General features: G+C 70.1%; 13 protein-coding genes, 3 tRNA genes and 1 pseudogene. 11 read left to right on the forward strand and 6 right to left on the reverse strand.

Annotated elements, in window-relative coordinates; all coding sequences use genetic code 11:
• Positions 1–78: 78 nt before the first annotated feature.
• Complete coding sequence (locus tag ACFY6S_RS10400; RefSeq protein WP_388821408.1) at positions 79–906, reverse strand: SDR family oxidoreductase; 828 nt, start codon at positions 904–906, stop codon at positions 79–81.
• Positions 907–982: 76 nt separating this feature from the next.
• Between ACFY6S_RS10400 and ACFY6S_RS10405 the strand changes: the two genes are divergently transcribed.
• Positions 983–1,615, forward strand: a complete 633-nt coding sequence (locus tag ACFY6S_RS10405) for a TetR/AcrR family transcriptional regulator (protein WP_388821411.1) — start codon at positions 983–985, stop codon at positions 1,613–1,615.
• A 15-nt stretch (positions 1,616–1,630) separates the two neighbouring features.
• On the opposite strand, the gene ACFY6S_RS10410 is transcribed toward ACFY6S_RS10405, so the two are convergent.
• Positions 1,631–1,939 (reverse strand): DUF6479 family protein, encoded by a 309-nt coding sequence (locus ACFY6S_RS10410; protein ID WP_388821414.1) that lies wholly within the window; start codon positions 1,937–1,939, stop codon positions 1,631–1,633.
• 457 nt (positions 1,940–2,396) lie between these two features.
• Between ACFY6S_RS10410 and ACFY6S_RS10415 the strand changes: the two genes are divergently transcribed.
• Positions 2,397–2,972: a Dps family protein gene (locus tag ACFY6S_RS10415; protein ID WP_388821417.1), complete on the forward strand. Its 576-nt coding sequence runs from the start codon at positions 2,397–2,399 to the stop codon at positions 2,970–2,972.
• Between the two features lie 72 nt (positions 2,973–3,044).
• A complete protein-coding gene (locus tag ACFY6S_RS10420; RefSeq protein ID WP_388821419.1) occupies positions 3,045–5,441 on the forward strand; it encodes a phosphoketolase in 2,397 nt (798 codons plus the stop codon).
• A gap of 55 nt (positions 5,442–5,496) precedes the next feature.
• Here ACFY6S_RS10420 and ACFY6S_RS10425 read toward each other — a convergent pair whose 3' ends face one another.
• Positions 5,497–6,462, reverse strand: a complete 966-nt coding sequence (locus tag ACFY6S_RS10425; protein ID WP_388821422.1) for an LLM class F420-dependent oxidoreductase — start codon at positions 6,460–6,462, stop codon at positions 5,497–5,499.
• A 362-nt stretch (positions 6,463–6,824) separates the two neighbouring features.
• Between ACFY6S_RS10425 and ACFY6S_RS10430 the strand changes: the two genes are divergently transcribed.
• From ACFY6S_RS10430 to ACFY6S_RS10445, 4 genes and pseudogenes are all read left to right on the forward strand, one after another.
• Positions 6,825–7,532, forward strand: a complete 708-nt coding sequence (locus ACFY6S_RS10430; RefSeq protein WP_388821425.1) for a hypothetical protein — start codon at positions 6,825–6,827, stop codon at positions 7,530–7,532.
• A 465-nt stretch (positions 7,533–7,997) separates the two neighbouring features.
• Positions 7,998–8,597, forward strand: a complete 600-nt coding sequence (locus ACFY6S_RS10435) for a hypothetical protein (protein WP_388821428.1) — start codon at positions 7,998–8,000, stop codon at positions 8,595–8,597.
• A gap of 1,249 nt (positions 8,598–9,846) precedes the next feature.
• Entirely contained in the window at positions 9,847–10,185 is a 339-nt protein-coding gene (locus ACFY6S_RS10440; RefSeq protein WP_388821430.1) for a MerR family transcriptional regulator, read from the forward strand.
• A 617-nt stretch (positions 10,186–10,802) separates the two neighbouring features.
• Positions 10,803–11,216, forward strand: a pseudogene (locus ACFY6S_RS10445) (type I-E CRISPR-associated protein Cas7/Cse4/CasC); the annotation flags it as partial.
• A 616-nt stretch (positions 11,217–11,832) separates the two neighbouring features.
• Here the strand turns inward: ACFY6S_RS10445 and ACFY6S_RS10450 are convergent.
• The 3 genes from ACFY6S_RS10450 to ACFY6S_RS10460 all read right to left on the reverse strand — a co-directional run bounded on the left by ACFY6S_RS10450 (position 11,833) and on the right by ACFY6S_RS10460 (position 12,316).
• Positions 11,833–11,906 (reverse strand) — tRNA-Ile (locus tag ACFY6S_RS10450).
• Positions 11,907–12,165: 259 nt separating this feature from the next.
• Positions 12,166–12,238 (reverse strand) — tRNA-Asn (locus tag ACFY6S_RS10455).
• A 5-nt stretch (positions 12,239–12,243) separates the two neighbouring features.
• A tRNA-Asn gene (locus tag ACFY6S_RS10460) sits at positions 12,244–12,316 on the reverse strand.
• Between the two features lie 229 nt (positions 12,317–12,545).
• On the opposite strand from ACFY6S_RS10460, the gene ACFY6S_RS10465 reads away from it, so the two are divergent.
• From ACFY6S_RS10465 to ACFY6S_RS10480, 4 genes are all read left to right on the forward strand, one after another.
• Entirely contained in the window at positions 12,546–12,857 is a 312-nt protein-coding gene (locus ACFY6S_RS10465) for a YtxH domain-containing protein (RefSeq protein ID WP_388821639.1), read from the forward strand.
• 78 nt (positions 12,858–12,935) lie between these two features.
• Entirely contained in the window at positions 12,936–14,381 is a 1,446-nt protein-coding gene (locus ACFY6S_RS10470; RefSeq protein ID WP_388821433.1) for an FGGY family carbohydrate kinase, read from the forward strand.
• Between the two features lie 350 nt (positions 14,382–14,731).
• Positions 14,732–16,465 carry an ABC transporter ATP-binding protein gene (locus tag ACFY6S_RS10475; protein ID WP_388821435.1) on the forward strand — a complete coding sequence of 578 codons (1,734 nt, stop codon included), beginning with the start codon at positions 14,732–14,734 and terminating at the stop codon, positions 16,463–16,465.
• Entirely contained in the window at positions 16,465–18,390 is a 1,926-nt protein-coding gene (locus ACFY6S_RS10480) for an ABC transporter ATP-binding protein (protein ID WP_388821438.1), read from the forward strand. The genes ACFY6S_RS10475 and ACFY6S_RS10480 overlap by 1 nt, the downstream gene beginning before the upstream one ends.
• Positions 18,391–18,425: the final 35 nt, after the last annotated feature.

The following is an 18,425-nucleotide window of genomic DNA, read 5'->3' on the forward strand; positions in this document are numbered from 1 at the left end:
CACGACGGGTCCGCCCGCCGTCCCGGCCGTGCGCTTCACTGACGGCGGGGACGGCGGGCGGACCCGTCGCGTACGGCATCAGCCGGCCGGCGCGAGTGTGCGCGTCGCGGCGACGACGCCACCGTCGACCACCAGATCGGTGCCGGTGACGAACGTCGCCTCCGGCCCGAGCAGGAAGGCCGCGGCTGCGGCGATGTCGCCGGGGGTGCCGAGCCGCTTGGTCCCGGACATGCCGATCAGCGAGCGCATCGTCCCGCCGGCCGGGCCGTCCAGCTCGGCCCGGCCCATGGCCGTGGCGATGACGCCGGGACTGACACTGTTGACACGGGCGCCCCGCTGCCCCCACGCCGTACTGGCCGCCATCACCCGCACATGGTTGGCACGCTTGGAGACTCCGTACGCCGTCCCCGCGTCGGTGATCACATCCGGGGCCAGGAACGGCAGGCGCAGCAGCCGCTCGGACGGCGTCGTGGCCAGTGCGTACTCCTGCTCCGGGGTGAGGGGGGCGGCGAGGTGGCCGGCCATGCTGGCGATCACGACACCCGCGCCGCCGGGGGCGACGACGGGCGCGAACGCGTCGAGCACCAGCGCGACGCCGAGCAGATCGACGGCGAGGATCGCCTCGACGGACGCCTGGACCGGGGACAGCCCGGCGGTGTGCACGACCTGCGTGACCTCGCCCGCCGCGCGGGCCGCTTCCGCGAGGCCGCGTACCGAATCGGCGGAGGTCACGTCCACGACGTGCGGTACGACGGTCAGCCCCTCGCCGGTCAGCGCCTCCTCGGCCCGCCCAAGGGTCCGCTCCCCGATGTCGGCGAGCAGCACCGTCCGCCCCTGGCCGAGGCGGCGGGCCACGGCCTCCCCCATACCGCCGGCACCGATGACGACCAGCACCTGTCCGCCCATTGCCCACCCTCTCCATTTGCGAGACTTTTTGTCTCGCTTAAAGGTAGAGGATACGCGGTCCGCTAATCTCGGCAACATGCCCGACTCGCGACGTGGTCGCCTACGCAGCGAGACCACGCGCCGGGCCCTCCTCGCGGCGACCCGCGACGAGCTGACGGCGCACGGCTACGACAAGCTGTCCATCGACCGCATCGCGGCCGCGGCGGGCGCGGGCAAGCAGACCGTCTACCGGTGGTACCCGTCGAAAAGCGCCCTGGTCGCCGAATGCGTCCTCGACGGCTACGTCTTCCCCCCGGCCGGCCCCGTCCCCGACACCGGCGACGCCCGCCGCGACCTGCGCGACTGGCTGGGAGCCTTCGCCGACCGGCTCGCCGAGCCCCGGACCGCCGCGCTGATCCGCGCCCTCACCGCCGCGACGGCCGAGAGCGACGACGTGGCCGTGCGGTTCTACGAACGCGTCACCGCGACAGTCGAAAACGCCCTCGCCGCCCGCCTCCGGTCCGCCGCCCCCGCCGACCGGCCCACCTCCTGCGGCGACACGGCCACGGCTGCCGCCGAAGCCCTCATCGGGGCGATGCTCTACCGCCTGCTCGTACGACAGCCGGCCACCCCGCGGTTCCTCGACAGCCTCATCGACACCGTCTTCGGCGGCACAGCGGGGGCGAGCGGCGGGGGCGGGGCGGGCGGCGGCGCGGGGTCGGCCCCGTGACACCCACGAGGAGGTCTACGGTTCCTCCGGGTCGCTCGGGCGGGTGCTTCCGGGACCGCCCAGTTCGTGCGGGCTGAGCCGCTCCGCCCGGCGCGGGACCTCGTTGGGCTCCCGATGCTCGGTGACCTCGCCGACCGGGCCTCCGGCGGGCGGCGTCGGCTGCTCCTCGGGCGTGGGAGGGCTGGGTTCCCGGGCTCGGACCCGTCGGCCGAACACGAACGCGCCGATGAGGACGGCGACCACCACGACGCCGAAGACCAGGGGAAGGAAGGCCGCGGCCCCGGAGGAGGCGGCGTACATGGATGCCAGTGTGTCTCGGTTCATGGCCACCGGGTACCCCTCGGGGACAACAGAACACACCGCCTCGTCGGTGTGAATCCCGTCGGTGTGCGTGAACGGTGTGTCGGCGGCCTCGGCCCCCTCGGGCACTGCCCGCCCCCGTCCGGCCCTCTCCCTGTGGCGCGTCCGGGTCCGGGCGCGTGAAGTGGGAGCTGGGCCCGGACCGCGACACGCCGGGCCGACCGACTGCCTACCGTACGAAGGTCCTCGACGCGGCCGGTGGCACACCACCGCGCCGACCGTGTCCGTACCTGTCCGTATCCGTCCGTCCCTTGTCCCTGTCCGCCTCTTGATCGACTCGGCCGGAGACTCGGCCCGGGACTCGTCCGCCGGACCGGATCCGCCGGACCGGGTCCGCCGGAACCGAGACCCGTGTTTGGGCAGGCGAGCCGGTGGTACCCGATGAATCGAGCCGAACCGGACGACCAGGAAAGGACACCTCATGTCAGCGAAGAACGATCCGCAGTACACCGTGCCGGGAATGACGGTCTCTGAGGGCGGCGAGACCATCCAGTTGCTCAGGATTCGGCTGCACGCTCTCAACGATCTCGCCCTGACCCTCAAGCATGTGCACTGGAATGTCGTCGGTCCGCACTTCATCGCGGTGCACGAGATGCTCGATCCGCAGGTGGACGCCGTGCGCGGCATGGTGGACGAGACGGCGGAGCGCATCTCCACCCTCGGTGGCTCGCCCGCCGGGACCCCGGGCGCCCTGGTGAGGGAGCGCGGCTGGGACGACTATGCCGTGGGCCGGGCCGAGGCCATCGAGCATCTCGGCGCGCTGGACGTCGTGTATTCGGGCATCATCGCCGATCACCGGCAGGCGGTCGACGCGGTGGACAAGCTGGATCCGGTCACCCAGGACTTGCTGATCCAGCACCTGCGCAGCCTCGAACTCTTCCAGTGGTTCATCCGGGCGCACCTGGAGAGCGCCGGCGGTCGGCTGAGCACCCAGGACAAGACCAGCGAGGTGGACGCCGCGGCGGCAGCGGGCAAGCAGGCACTCCGCCAGCCCTGAGCCGCGCCCCCGGCCTCCGGCCCCCACCCGACGGCCCCGGCCCCCGGCCCCCGCCGCCATCAGGAGATGAGCATGCGCGAGTCCCGTGTGAGCAGCACCGGAGCGGGGCCGGCGGGGCTGCCGGCCGAGGAGCTCCAAGCCCTCGACGCCCACTGGCGCGCCGCGAACTACCTGGCCGTCGGCCAGATCTATCTGATGGCGAACCCGCTGCTCCGGGAGCCGCTGGCGCCGCACCACATCAAACCCCGGCTGCTCGGCCACTGGGGGACCTCCCCCGGCCTCAACCTCGTGTACACGCATCTCAACCGGCTCATCAGGGCGCGGGACATCGACGCGCTGTGTGTCTGGGGGCCCGGCCACGGAGGCCCCGCCGTGCTGGCCAATTCCTGGCTGGAGGGCACGTACTCGGAGACGTATCCGGATGTCGGCCGGGACCGGGCGGGGATGGAGCGGCTGTTCCGGCAGTTCTCCTTCCCCGGCGGTGTGCCCAGCCATGTCGCCCCCGAGACCCCGGGCTCGATCCACGAGGGCGGTGAGCTGGGCTATTCACTCGCCCACGCCTACGGGGCCGCGCTGGACCACCCCGGACTGCTGGTCGCCTGTGTGATCGGCGACGGGGAGGCGGAGACCGGCCCGCTCGCCGGGTCCTGGCACGCCAACAAGTTCCTGGACCCGGTGCACGACGGCGCGGTGCTGCCGATCCTGCACCTCAACGGCTACAAGATCGCCAACCCGACCGTGCTCGCCCGGCTGCCGGAGGCCGAACTCGACTCCCTGCTGAGGGGATACGGACACGATCCCCTCCACGTCACCGGTGACGAGCCGGCCGAGGTCCACCGTGCCATGGCCTCGGCGATGGACCGCGCCGCCGACCGCATCGCCGAGATCCAGCACACCGCCCGCGTCGGCGGGGCGGCCGGGCGGCCCGCCTGGCCCATGATCGTGCTGCGTACGCCCAAGGGGTGGACGGGCCCCGCCGAGGTCGACGGCCTTCCGGTGGAGGGGACTTGGCGGGCGCACCAGGTCCCGTTGAGCGGTGTCCGGGACAATCCCGATCACCTGCGTCAGCTGGAGGCGTGGCTGCGCTCGTACCGTCCGGACGAGCTGTTCGACGCGACGGGCGCCCCCGCCCCCTCCGTACTCGAAGGTGTCCCGCGGGGGACGCGCCGGCTGGGCGCGACGCCGTACGCCAACGGCGGTGTGCTGCTGCGGGAGCTGCCGATCCCGCCCCTGGAGCGGTACGCGGTACGGGTGGACGAGCCGGGCACGGTCCTGCACGAACCGACCCGGGTGCTCGGCTCCCTGCTGAGGGACATCATGGCGGCCACCGAGGAGCGGCGGGACTTCCGGGTCGTGGGAGCCGACGAGACCGCCTCGAACCGGCTGGAGGCTCTCTACGAAGCCACCTCCAAGGCGTGGCAGGCCGGCACGCTCGACACGGACGAGCATCTCGCCCGCGACGGACGGGTGATGGAAGTCCTCTCCGAGCACCTCTGTCAGGGCTGGCTGGAGGGATATCTGCTCACCGGCCGCCACGGGCTGTTCTCCAGCTACGAGGCGTTCGCCCATATCGTCGACTCGATGGTCAATCAGCACATCAAGTGGCTGCGGACCTCCCGGCGGCTCCCCTGGCGTCGCCCCATCGCCTCCCTCAACTACCTTCTGACGTCGCACGTCTGGCGCCAGGACCACAACGGCTTCTCACACCAGGATCCCGGCTTCGTGGACCACGTCCTGAACAAGAGCCCCGAGGTCGTACGGGTCTACCTCCCGCCGGACACCAACACACTGCTCTCCATCGCGGATCACGTGCTGCGCAGCCGTGACTACGTCAATGTGATCGTGGCCGGCAAACAGCCCGGCCTCGACTGGCTCACACTGGACCAGGCCCGTGCACACTGCGCGCGCGGCGCGGGGGTCTGGCCGTGGGCCGGTACGGAGGACGGCTCCCGGGAACCGGACGTCGTGCTGGCCTGCGCCGGGGACGTACCCACCCTGGAGACCATGGCAGCCGCCGATCTGCTCCGGCGCCATCTGCCGGAGCTGGCCGTACGCGTGGTGAACGTCGTCGACATGGCACGGCTGCTCCCCCACGAGGAACACCCGCACGGGATGACGGACTCCGAGTACGACGCCGTGTTCACCACCGACAAACCGGTGATCTTCGCGTACCACGGCTACCCCTGGCTGATCCACCGTCTCGCCTACCGCCGCGCGGGACACGCCAACCTTCATGTGCACGGCTACAAGGAGGAGGGGACGACGACCACACCGTTCGACATGGTGGTCCGCAACGACCTCGACCGCTACCGGCTGGTCATGGATGTCATCGACCGCGTGCCGGGACTCGCCGTCCGGGCCGTCGCCGTACGCCAGGCCATGGCGGATGTACGCACCCGCCACCACGCCTGGATCCGTGAGCACGGCACGGACCTGCCCGAGGTGGCGGACTGGACCTGGCCCGGCTGACCGGGGCCGCCCGCCGGTGGCCGTCGACGGCTGACCCGGCGGGTGCCGTGTGGCGTCAGAGTGCGCGCAGCGCGGGCAGCAGCGTCTTCCGCGACCAGTCGAGGAACGGCTCCTGGTGCTCGCCGCCGATCTGGACCAGCGCGATCTCGGTGAAGCCCGCCTCGATGTACGGCTTCACCGCTTCGACGAAAAGATCCGGATCGCTGCCGCACGGAATGGCCTCGGCGATGTCCTCCGGACGCACGTGTTCGGTGGCTCCGGCGAACGCCGCGGGGTTCGGCAGCTCCGAGTTCACCGGCCAGGGCCCGACCGACCAGCGGAACTGGTCGTGGGCGCGGGCGACGGCCGCCTCCCTGTCGGTGTCGTAGCAGACCGGGAGCTGACCGATCTTCGGCTTTCCCGTACCGCCGTGCGCGTCGAACGCCCTGAGCAGCTCCCCCTTGGGCTCGGTGGCGATCACCAGATCGGCCAGCCGCCCGGCGAGCGAGCAGGATCGCTCCCCCGAGACCGCGATACCGAGCGGCGGCGGCTCGTCAGGGAGGTCCCACAGCTTGGCGTTGTCCACCTCGAAGTGGGTGCCCCGGTGGTTCACGGTGCCGCCGGCGAACAGCGCGCGGATGATTCCGACCGCTTCTTCGAGCATCCCGACCCTGGTCCGCGCCGAGGGCCAGCCGCCGCCGACCACATGCTCGTTGAGCTTTTCGCCCGAGCCCAGTCCGAGGCGGAAGCGGCCTTCGGACAGCAGCTGCATCGTCGCGGCCTTCTGCGCGATCACCGCCGGGTGGTACCGGGTGGTCGGGCAGGTCACGTAGGTCATCAGGGGGATGCGCGAGGTGGCCTGCGCCGCCGCTCCCAGGACGCTCCAGGCGTAAGGAGAGTGCCCCTGGGAGTCGAGCCAGGGGAAGTAGTGGTCCGACGTCACGGAGAAATCGAATCCGGCCCGCTCGGCACCGACCACATGCTCCACGAGGGCGCGCGGGCCCGCCTGCTCCGTCATCATCGTGTATCCGAATTGCGCCATGCGGGGCGTTTAGCCGATCTTCGCGACTCGGAAACCTTCCGCCGCGAACGGACGCGTGCAAATGGCCCGGAGTGGTTTGGACCGTGTCCTATGTGGGTTCGGCTCGTCAGTGGATGCGGACTTCGCTCTGCGCCCGGCCGCGTACGACACGGCGCACGAGGCGGCGACCGGCGCGGCCGAGCGGCCCTTGATCCTGGGCACTGGGCCCTCGGTTCTCGTTCTCGGACCTCCAGAAGGACAGACGAGAGGCTTGGGCAACGCGGCCATGGCCTGCGGCGGGCGTGGTGCAGCCCATCGCGGGCGGGCACGTCCGAGTAGATTCCGGCTGACCATCGGCTTTTGCTGGTTTTCTGGAGGTTTGTATGGGATCGCCTGACGGCCGGTTCGCCGGCGCACGGGAGTTGTGTGCCCGGGCGCAGCACGAGCTGGCGGCTGCCGCGGCGCGCAATGAGTTCGTGGATCTGGTGGAGGCCGGCGAGGTGTCCCGGGGGCGGCTGACCGACCTGGCCGCCGAGGAGTCGCTCATCGTGCGCAGTGACCGGCGCAGTTTCGCGCTGGCGGCGTCGCGGTTCGGGGCGGACGACGTCGCCGCGGAGCTGTTTCTCGGGCTGGCCCAGGGAGAGACGCGTGCTGTGGAACTGCTGGCGCGGTTCAGGTCGGCTCTCGCCCCGGCGGAGACGCGCGCGACGCCGGCGGACGACAGTCCGGGACCGGACGGGAGGGCGGGGTGGCGGCCGTCGCCCGTGGCCCAGGGGTATCCGCACCATCTGGGCTGGCTGGTCGCGTTCGGGACGCGCAGTGAATTGGCGCTGGCTCTGCTGGTGAACTTCGGCTTCTGGGGCGGGTACTGCGCGCGTCTGGCGGACGCGCTGCCGCGGCGGTACGGCCTTGCCACCCGTGACGTGGAGTTCTTCACGTACTTCTCGACGCTGCCGCCAGGGTTCGAGGAACAGGCGGGACATCTTCTCCAGTCGGGCCTGGATGCGGGAGAGGACCCTTCGGCGGCTCTGGAGGCGACACGGATGATGCAGGCGTACGAGGCGGCGTTCTGGCAGTCCCTGGTCCGGTGAGGGGAGAGCGCCGGGCGCGGTGAGACCCGATTCGGCGCGATGAGGCCCGACTCCACGAGGCCGTACAGAACCGCTTCGAGGCGCGCGGTACAGAACCGGTTCGAGGCGCACGGACCGCGGACCACCGCCACGAACGCGACCTCCCGCGGCTGCCCGGCTTCCTTCCGCACGCGCTCTACAGGGGATTGGCTTCATTGCCGACATCACCACCGGAGCAGATTGGTCTCCGCCGACCCTCACCACATTTGTCCACGGTTTCCGACCTTTTCCTGCAATGCGAGAATATTCGTCCGCAGTTCCACAGCTCGACGGTTCCGCAGTCGCGCAGTTCCACCAGAAGGAATTACTCGAAAGATTGACCAGTACTATCGCGACCGCGAAGACATGCACATCGGGAACTGGCCAGTCTTTTTCGTGATAGAGTTTCGATGAATTCACAGGACGCCACGAAAAAAGGGGAATGGCGTGAATACCGAGAAGGTTACGGCTCGACGTCTTACGGCCGAAGAAGTTTCAGAGTTGGGCCTCCAGGACGGAGTCTTCGTCTCGGCCGAGATGCATGGCCTTCCTCTCGACTGCTACGCCCCGGCTTTCCTTACGGAGCCGGGTAAGAATTTCGAGGGAGGCTCCTTCGCCGCGAAGACGGTCTTCGGCGATGAGATCCACGTTCTCCCGGACGATGCCGAAGGGCGCGGGATCTGGATCGCCGACGAGACGGGGGAGGAAATCGAGGTTCTCCAGAGCGCCGGCGTCCTTCTGAACCTCGCGCTCTTCGTGCCCAATGGGAACCAGGAATCCCTGGATTCGCTCTACTCCTCCGCGCGGGACGCCTTCGGCGCGGGGATCGTTCAGCGTTGGAGCGAGGAAATCGCCGCGGTACCGGACGTCAAGGTCGACCTGTTCGAGGAGCCGGCCCGGGGACGGAAGAACACGAACAGCCAGAACCGCGACCGCCGCGCCCTGGACATCTACCCGACCCGAGTGCGGTTCATGGAGCCCAGCGATGGCTGGCGGTTCATTGTCGAACCGCACAAGGAGATCGTGGACGAAACACCGACGATCTGACCTGAAGGCATCGCAGAAGCCAAGTCGGCGGCACAGGACTCCTCCCGATGGAGAATTCAGGAGGGCTTGACGGCCTTCTGGGCGAGCGTTTGTCATCGCGGCTCAGCACAATTCACCAGAACGCCCGGCCGGGATTTCCCGGCCGGGCGTTCTGGCGCAGTGGATGTCGCAGTGGGTGTCGGATTCCGTGGCGAAGACGCCCCACCGGTCGTGACCGCGCACGGGTATGGGAGCACCCCGGGAAGCAACTGCCCGCCCCGAGCGCCGTCCGCCACAGGACCGGGTGAAGGTCGAGGCGATGGCGGCGGCACAGGCGCGGGGAGCGGTACGACGCGCCGACCGCGGAACGTGTCCGACCGGCGGTCCGCGCAGCCGGACGGGGAGGCCCCGGTGTTCGCGGCGTCGAGGCCGACGCGGCGGCGCCGGTCGGGCGGGCGGGTCTTCCTGGCCGGCGTGGGGCCGCCACCCCGCCCTTGAGCGGCAGCGGTCAACTACCTCTCTGCCTGACGCACGGAAATCTATGCCAGCCGGAGTAGACATTGGGTGCTGGTGTGGTTATGGTTTCTCTCGTAGCCGAGATCGAGCAGGGCCCGGCAGAGATGAACTGCCGGGCAGCAGTACACGCAGTTGCAGTACGCAGGACGGTGCGGTGGTGGAGTTCCGAAGCCAGGGTTGTCGCAGGACGGCGACGGGGCTGACGACCGGACCGGGCGGCCCGAAGTGATCAGGGGCCGCCGTGAGCAGTACCGCGGTTCACGCGGAAGCAGTTCCGTAAGCGCAGTTCGCAGTACCAGCAGTGCAGTTGTCAGTGGTTCCTCGGTAAAGGCGTCGGCTGCGGGCGCGCGTACCGGGAGGTTCGGCAGTGGGGTTCCAAGCCAGAGCAGACGCAGGACGGGCGACGGGGCTGGCTGCCGAAGGGTGGCGCTGTCCGAGGCCACCAGCAGTTCGTAGTAGCAGTACGCAGTTCCCGTTTGGTAAGCAGATCGGCCAGAGGAAAGAACGGAGGAGCCCCGCGCCATCAGGATCGCCCGGGCGGACACCTTGAGCCCGGGTACCGCAGGACATCGATAGTGAGGTGGTCTCCGGTCAAGCAACCGCGATCCCCGCACCCCCGACAGCATTTGGGTCGGGTCTGCGGAAACAGAAGGCCGGCGTCGTAACACGACCGGCAGATGGTGTAGCAGTTCCTTCGGGGCTCTGGTGCCACTTGGCACCAGAGCCCCTCCACGTGTTTCACAGAGAGGTGCAAATGACAGCAGACGATTCGTTCGGCCGTCTCGATGACGACGACTACCCCGCCTACACGATGGGCCGGGCCGCCGAGATGATCGGCGCCACGCAGGGCTTCCTCCGCGCCATCGGCGAAGCCCGCCTCATCACCCCGCTCCGCTCCGAGGGCGGCCACCGCCGCTACTCCCGCTACCAGCTCCGCATCGCCGCCCGCGCCCGTGAGCTCGTCGACCAGGGCACCGCCATCGAGGCCGCCTGCCGCATCGTCATCCTCGAAGACCAACTCGAAGAAGCCCAGCGCATCAACGCCGAGTACCGCCGCGCCGCCGAATCGGCGAAGTCACCGCCCGCGGTGTGAGGTAGCGCGCGCCCGCCGGGCACCGGCGGCTCCCGCACCCACCTGCCGGGGTGCGGCGCATGGATGGTTCCCCCTGGTGGACGGCTCCTCCAGCGACAGGGTGCGGAAAGGGGCTTCGGCTGCATCGCGCAAGACGACACAGGGCGTACGGCTGCCCCGGCAGGCATGGCCGTCCATCCGTCTTCCCGGACAGCGGGTATCAGCCTTCAGATGACGGTGGCGGGATCAGGGGCGCGCAGCAACAACTGCCGGCCTTCCCCGGACCATCGCGCCCACGTGTGTCCTCGGCCGGCCCCCACAGGCGTCCGCGCGGCTCGGCGCCCCTGCGGGCCGTCCGACCGACAGGCAGGCGCGAGCCGCCATCAGACACGTGGTGAGGGTCCGACCGGGATGCGCGGGTCGGACCCTCACCGCGTACGCGGCCAGGAGGGCCGGGTCGAGCGCCTGTACGGGATCGCCGGCCTCACTGCGTCGCCCGGGACGGCCCGGCCGACTCTCCCTCCACGCACCTCTGGGACTCGGCCCACTTCACCGGCCCGGCCCGCCGACCGAACAGGCACCTGCCCAGATAAACCGGCTGGTCGGCTCCTGTGATCCCCGTGCCCGCGGGGTGGGTGGACACCGAACACTCGGTGGATATCGCGTTGTTCGGCCGCATGGTCGCGGATTCGACCGATCTCAATGTGGATGCGGCTGCCCAGGTGGCGCATGCGTTGAGCGTGCGCACGGTCGAGGTCGAATCGGACTGCTTCACGGCCGTCGACGACAAGAACACGGATGCCGAAATAGGCGCCGGCACGATCGGGTCCGTCGATCTCAACTCGTCAACTCTCTACCGTTACGCGGCAGTCGATGTCGACAAGCTCCAGGAGAATCCGGGGACCGGACTGCGCGAGGACCAGCCCTTCGAGCCCACCCGGCGAGCCGTGGCCGCCTTCGTCGAAGGCTTCCTCACCTCTCTTCCCACCGGAAAGATCAACACCTTCGGCAACCACACGCTGCCTGCGGCAGTCATCGTCAAGTTGCGCTCCCGTTTTCGAATCGGTTCGATGGTCCTCGCGCCTGCGGGGTTGGTCCCAAGTCGGCCAGGGCACCGATGATGCGGTGGCCGTGGTCCCCGCGCCTGCGGGGTTGGTCCCTCCGGCTGGTAGAGCCGTATGAGGGTGACCTGGTGGTCCTGCGGGGTTGGTCCCGTCTTGCCCTGGTCGACGACGAGGTCGGTTCCGGTAGTCCCCGCGCCTGCGGGGTTGGTCCCGCCTGGACGGTGTCCCCGGCACCCTCGATCATGTGGTCCCCGCGCCGAACGCTGCTCCCCTGCCCATTCACAGTGGCTGTTCTCCCAGCCCGGCAAGCCCCCCCCCGCTCGCGCGGGAAGCACGCACCGTGCGAAGGGCCAGGCCGCCGCCGCGACGAACTCCGCGTCGAGGTCATCGACGAGCACCCGGCGTCCGCCCGGCTTCAGGATGCCGCCGACAAGGACGGGCCGGGGGCTACGAAGCGGGAGGAGTCACGGACAGGCGCGGTCGCTCTTGATGTACGCCATCAGAGGGAGCCTGCGTGGTGTCGGTGCGGTGACGGTGCGGCGGCCGCTTCGGCGGTGCTAGCTTGACCGCGACCTTTCCGCAGGTCACATCGTTTTTGCTGGAGTGGGGCGGGTGGGACTCGAACCCACGGCCGACGGATTATGAGTCCGCTGCTCTAACCGGCTGAGCTACCGCCCCCAACGGCGTGTCGCGCACATCTGTGCGCGCCGTCTGCCGCAGCATAGCCGGTCATACGATCTCCTGCCTCGGATGGTCGGCTTCGCTTGACCATGAGGACTTCGTCGCGCCCCCGGCCGGTTCCGCCGGGCGCCAAGTACATCCGTACGAGGGACCGGTGCGGGCCCGTGTCGGCCGGTGTGTGGCGGTTCGGGTGCCGGTGCGGGGTACTGGTGGGCGCACGAAAAAGGACCCCGAAGGGTCCTTCCCGTCTTTCCCGCTCCCCCGGCTGGACTCGAACCAGCAACCCTCCGGTTAACAGCCGAATGCTCTGCCAATTGAGCTACAGGGGATCGCGCTCCCCCGACTGGACTCGAACCAGTAACCTGCCGGTTAACAGCCGGCTGCTCTGCCAATTGAGCTACAGGGGATTGCTGCGTTTGCACCGAACGTACCCTCCCCGGTCGTCCCGGGCGGCGCGCGTTCGCTGCGACACATACATTAGCGCAAGCAGGGGGGTGCTCCGCCAATCGGTATCGAGCCGGGTCACGCCGGGTGATCCCGGGCCCGGACGGGGTAGGCGGAGGACCACAGACCGACCGGTCCGACGCTGACGCTGGGACCTGGGGCTCCGACGGACAGAGAGATTGGGTGGCAGTCATGCGGTACCGGCTCACGTTCATCGCTGGACTGGCTTGTGGATACGTACTCGGCGCCCGCGCCGGGCGCGAGCGCTACGAACAGCTGAAGAAATCGGCGCGCCAGGTCTCCCAGAACCCGGCGGTGCGCAACGCGGCCGAGGCCGCAGCGCAGACCGGCCGTGAGGTCGCGGGCAAGGCGTACCACTCGGTGAACGACGTGGTCGGTGACCGGCTCGGGGACAAGCTGCCCGGTTCCGTCGCGCACCGGGTGCGCTCGCTGCGGGAGCGCAGCCAGAACGGGCAGGACGACTGGGGCACCAGCAACACCTGACCGGCGTCCGCGCCCGCTCCCCGCCGGCGGGGTCCCGGGAGCGCCCGTCCCGCCGCGCGTGCGGCAGAATCGGGTGTCATGGGAATAGTCGCCGGGTTGGACAGTTCGTCCGGGTTCACACGTGTCGTCGTATGTGACTCCGACACAGGTGCCGTGCTGCGCCAGGGGTACGCGCCTCATCCGGTCGAACCCAAGGCCACGGAGGTCGATCCGCAGGTCTGGCTGCTCTCCCTCGGCGAGGCCGCGTCCGGCGGGCTGCTGGAGGGGGTCGAGGCCATCGGCGTGTCGGCCGAGCAGCACGGCATGGTGGCGCTGGACCGGCAGGGCAATCTCGTACGGCCAGCGCTGCTCGGTAACGACAAGCGCGCGCAGGTCGCCGCCGCGGACCTGGTGGACGCGCTGGGCGGGCGGCAGGCGTGGGCCGAGGCCATCGGTTCCGTACCGCAGTCGGGGCAGATCGTCTCCAAGCTGCGCTGGATGGCGCGGGCCGAGCCGGAGGCCGCGCAGCGCACGGCGCTGGTGATGCAGCCGCACGACTGGCTGGTCTGGCAGCTGCTGGGAAGACCGGCCCGCCGGACGACGGACCGGGGTGCCGCGTCCGGCACCGGCTACTGGTCGGCCCGTACCGGGGCGTACCGCCCCGACCTGGTGGAGCTGGCGCTCGGGCATCAGGCCGCGCTGCCCGATGTGCTCGGTCCCGCCGAGGCCGCCGGCACCACCCCCGAGGGGCTGCTGATCTCGGTGGGGACCGGGGAGACCATGGCCGCCGCGTTCGGGCTCGGTGTCGCGGCCGGGGACGCCGTGGTGTCGCTGGGGGCCTCGGGGTCGGTGATGGCCGTGCACCACGAGGCCGCGGCCGATCCGTCGGGGCTGATCACCTCCTTCGCCGACGCCACCGGGATGCATCTGCCGGTCGTGCACACGCTGAACGCGGTCCGGGCGCTGCGCGGCACGTCGGAGCTGCTGGGCACGGCGGACCTCGGCGAACTGTCCGCGCTGGCGCTGAAGTCGACGCCGGGCTCCTCGGGGCTGGTGTTCCTGCCGTACCTGGAGGGCGAGCGCACGCCGCAGCTCCCGCACACGGCCGGCACGCTGACCGGCCTGCGGCGTGAGTCGATGAAGCCGGAGCATCTGGCGCGGGCCGCGTTCGAGGGGATGCTCTGCTCCCTCGCCGACGCGATGGACGTGCTGCGCGGGCGCGGGGTGGAGGTGCGCCGGGTGTTCCTGCTGGGTGCCGCAGCCGAGCTGCCCGCCGTCCAGGCCGTGGCCCCGGCGATCTTCGGCGCGCAGGTCGTCGTGCCGCAGCCCGCCGACTACGCGGCGATCGGCGCGGCGCGGCAGGCGGCGTGGGCCCTCGGGGTCGCTCGGGGGACCCTGGCCCCGCACACCCCGCCGGCCTGGCAGGGCGCGGCGGCGCAGCTTTTCGAGCCGGGTGAGGACGCGGCGGTGGGGACAGCTGTACGGCAGCAGTACGCGGCGACGCGGGAGCAGATCCACCCCGGGGCGTTCGGGCCCACGGGCTGAGCGCCCGGCCCGGTCGGGCCGCCCGCCGGTACGAGAGGGGGAAGCGGCCGGTGCTCCGGGGCAGGCGGCGGGCGGGTGCGGGTTCCGTGTCGCCGACGGGACGGCCCGTCGACCGGGTCGCCTCCCGGCGGTCCGCCCGGTTCACCCGGTCCGCCCGGTTCGACCGGTCCGCGCGGCGCGTCGGCCCGCCGCGCGCCGAACGGCTTCGGGCCGCTTCGGGCCGCCGATGTTCTTGACCCGTCTTTGTACATAAATCCTTGGGGTTCCACGGGTGCGGTGCCGCAAGATGGGGTCGGACCCCACTCTCCGGTCTTGCCCACCGGACCCGAGCCGACCCCGAGAGATTCCGCGTGCTCCTACGACTTCTGCGAGCCCATCTCGCTCCCTACAAGAGATCCATAGCCCTGCTGGTGACGCTCCAGCTGCTGCAGACCTGCGCCACCCTGTATCTGCCCACGCTGAACGCCGACATCATCGACAACGGTGTGGTGAAGGGGGACTCCGGCTACATCCTGGAGTTCGGCGGGATCATGATCGCCGTCAGCGTGGTCCAGGTCATCTGCAACATCGGCGCCGTCTACTACGGCGCGCGTACCGCCTCGGCCCTCGGCCGGGACGTGCGGGCCGCGATCTTCGGGCGGGTGCAGAGCTTCTCCGCCCGCGAGGTGGGGCACTTCGGCGCTCCCTCGCTGATCACCCGCACCACCAATGACGTCCAGCAGGTGCAGATGCTGGTCCTGATGACGTTCACGCTGATGGTGTCCGCGCCCATCATGTGTGTCGGCGGCATCGTGATGGCCCTCGGCCAGGACGTCCCGCTCTCCGCCGTACTGCTGGCCGTCGTTCCGGTGCTGGGCATCTGCGTCACCCTCATCATCAGGAAGATGCGCCCACTGTTCCGGCTGATGCAGACCCGGCTGGACACCGTGAACCGGGTGCTGCGTGAGCAGATCACCGGCAACCGGGTGATCAGGGCCTTCGTGCGGGACGACTACGAGAAGGATCGCTTCCGCGGCGCCAATACGGAGCTGACCGAGGTTGCGCTGTCGACCGGCCGGCTGATGGCGCTGATGTTCCCGACCGTGATGACGGTGGTCAATCTGTCGTCGCTCGCCGTCGTCTGGTTCGGCGCGCACCGCATCGACAGCGGCGGGATGCAGATCGGCGCGCTGACCGCGTTCCTCGCGTATCTGATGCAGATCGTGATGGCCCTGATGATGGCCACCTTCATGTTCATGATGGTGCCGCGCGCCGAGGTGTGCGCCGAGCGCATCGAGGAGGTGCTGGACACCAGGTCGAGCGTCGTACCGCCCGCGAACCCCGTGCGGGAGCTGCGGCGGCACGGGCATCTGGAGATACGGGGCGCGGAGTTCCGTTTCCCCGGCGCCGAGGAGCCGGTGCTGCGCGAGGTGTCCTTCGTCGCGCGTCCCGGCGAGACGACCGCGGTCATCGGGTCGACGGGCAGCGGGAAGTCGACGCTGCTCGGTCTCGTACCCCGGCTGTTCGACGCCACCGGCGGGCAGGTGCTGGTCGACGCGGTGGATGTACGGGAGATCGACGCGGCGCTGCTGGCGCGGACCGTGAGCATGGTGCCCCAGAAGCCGTATCTGTTCTCCGGCACGGTCGCGACGAATCTGCGGTACGGCAATCCGGCGGCCACCGACGAGGAGCTGTGGCACGCGCTGGAGGTGGCGCAGGCCAAGGAGTTCGTCGAGGCGCTGGAGGGCGGGCTCGACGCGCCCGTCGCCCAGGGCGGCACGAATGTCTCCGGCGGGCAGCGTCAGCGGCTCGCCATCGCGCGGACGCTGGTGCGGCGGCCGGAGATCTATCTGTTCGACGACTCGTTCTCCGCGCTGGACTACGCCACGGACGCCGCGCTGCGCGCCGCGCTGGCGCGGGAGACCGCCGAGGCGACCGTCGTGATCGTCGCCCAGCGGGTCTCCACGATCCGTGACGCCGACCGGATCGTGGTCCTGGACGAGGGCCGGGTCGTCGGGTCGGGCCGCCATCACGAATTGATGGCATCGAATGAGACATACCGGGAGATAGTCCTCTCCCAGCTGACCGAGGCGGAGGCTGCCTGATGAGCGGTCCGGGCGGACGCATGATGGCCGCGGGTCCCGCCGCGCGGTCCATGAATTTCAAGGAGTCGGGCAAGCGGCTGCTGCGGCGGCTGGCCACGGAGCGGACGACGCTGGGGTGGATGCTGGGGGCCGGCGTGCTGAGCGTCGCCCTGTCGGTCGTCGGGCCGAAGATCCTCGGCAACGCGACGGACCTGATCTTCGCCGGGGTCGTCGGGCGACAGACGCCCGCGGGCGCCACCAAGGAGCAGACCGTCGACGCGCTGCGCGCCAAGGGCGACGGCGGACTCGCCGATCTGCTCTCCGGCGTGGACTTCACCCCCGGCCAGGGCATCGACTTCGGCGCGGTGGGCAACGTCCTGCTGGTGGCGCTGCTGGTGTACGTGGGCGCGGGTCTGCTGATGCTGGTGTCGACGCGGCTGTCCATCCGCGTGATCAACCGCACGGTGTTCCGGATGCGGGAGGACATCCAGGCGAAGCTGTCGCGGCTCCCGCTGTCGTACTTCGACCAGCAGCCGCGCGGTGAGGTGCTGAGCCGGGCGACGAACGACGTGGACAACATCTCGCAGACCTTGCAGCAGACCTTGGGGCAGCTGGTCAACTCGGTACTGACGATCATCGGTGTGCTGGGGATGATGTTCTGGATCTCCCCGCTGCTGGCGCTGGTCGCGCTGGTGACCGTACCGCTGTCGGTGTTCGTGGCGGCGAAGGTCGGCAAGCGGTCGCAGCCGCAGTTCGTGCAGCAGTGGAAGGTCACCGGATCGCTCAACGCCCATATCGAGGAGATGTACACCGGGCACGCCCTGGTGAAGGTCTTCGGGCGGCAGGAGGAGTCCGCCGAGGGCTTCCGCGAGCAGAACGACAAGCTGTACGAGGCGGGGTTCAAGGCGCAGTTCAACAGCGGGATCATGCAGCCGCTGATGCTCTTCGTCTCCAATCTCAACTATGTGCTGGTCGCGGTCGTCGGCGGGCTGCGGGTCGCCTCCGGCACGCTGTCGATCGGCGACGTGCAGGCGTTCATCCAGTACTCGCGGCAGTTCTCGATGCCGTTGACCCAGGTCGCCTCGATGGCGAATCTGGTGCAGTCCGGAGTCGCCTCGGCGGAGCGGATCTTCGAGCTGCTGGACTCGGAGGAGCAGGAGGCCGACGCCCCTTCGATCGAGCGGCTGCGCGAGCCGCAGGGGCAGGTCGCCCTGGAGAACGTGTCGTTCCGCTACGACCCGGAGAAGCCGCTGATCGAGGACCTGTCGCTCTCGGTGGAGCCGGGGCAGACGGTCGCCATCGTCGGCCCGACCGGCGCGGGGAAGACCACACTGGTCAATCTGCTGATGCGGTTCTACGAGGTGAGCGGCGGCCGGATCACCCTGGACGGCCTGGACATCTCGCGGATCTCGCGCGAGGAGCTGCGGTCCGGGATCGGCATGGTGCTCCAGGACACCTGGCTGTTCGGCGGCACGATAGCGGAGAACATCGCGTACGGCGCCTCCCGCGAGGTCACGCGCGCGGACGTCGAGGAGGCGGCGCGCGCGGCCCACGCCGACCGGTTCGTCCGTACCCTCCCGGACGGCTACGACACGGTGCTCGACGACGAGGGCTCGGGCGTCAGCGCCGGGGAGAAGCAGCTGATCACCATCGCCCGGGCGTTCCTGTCCGACCCGGTGATCCTGGTGCTGGACGAGGCGACCAGCTCGGTGGACACACGTACCGAGGTGCTGATCCAGAAGGCGATGGCGCGGCTGGCCCACGGGCGGACGAGCTTCGTCATCGCGCACCGGCTCTCCACGATCAGGGACGCCGACGTGATTCTGGTGATGGAGAGCGGCTCGATCGTCGAACAGGGCACGCACGAGGAGCTGTTGAAGGCGCGGGGCGCGTACGCGCGGCTGTACTCGGCGCAGTTCGCGCAGGCGGCCGTGGAGGTGGACTGAGGGACGCGCGTCCGGACGGGGTCGTGGGCGGGGGG

The sequence above is a fragment of the Streptomyces sp. NPDC012835 genome (genome assembly GCF_042900885.1).
GTDB lineage: Bacteria > Actinomycetota > Actinomycetes > Streptomycetales > Streptomycetaceae > Streptomyces.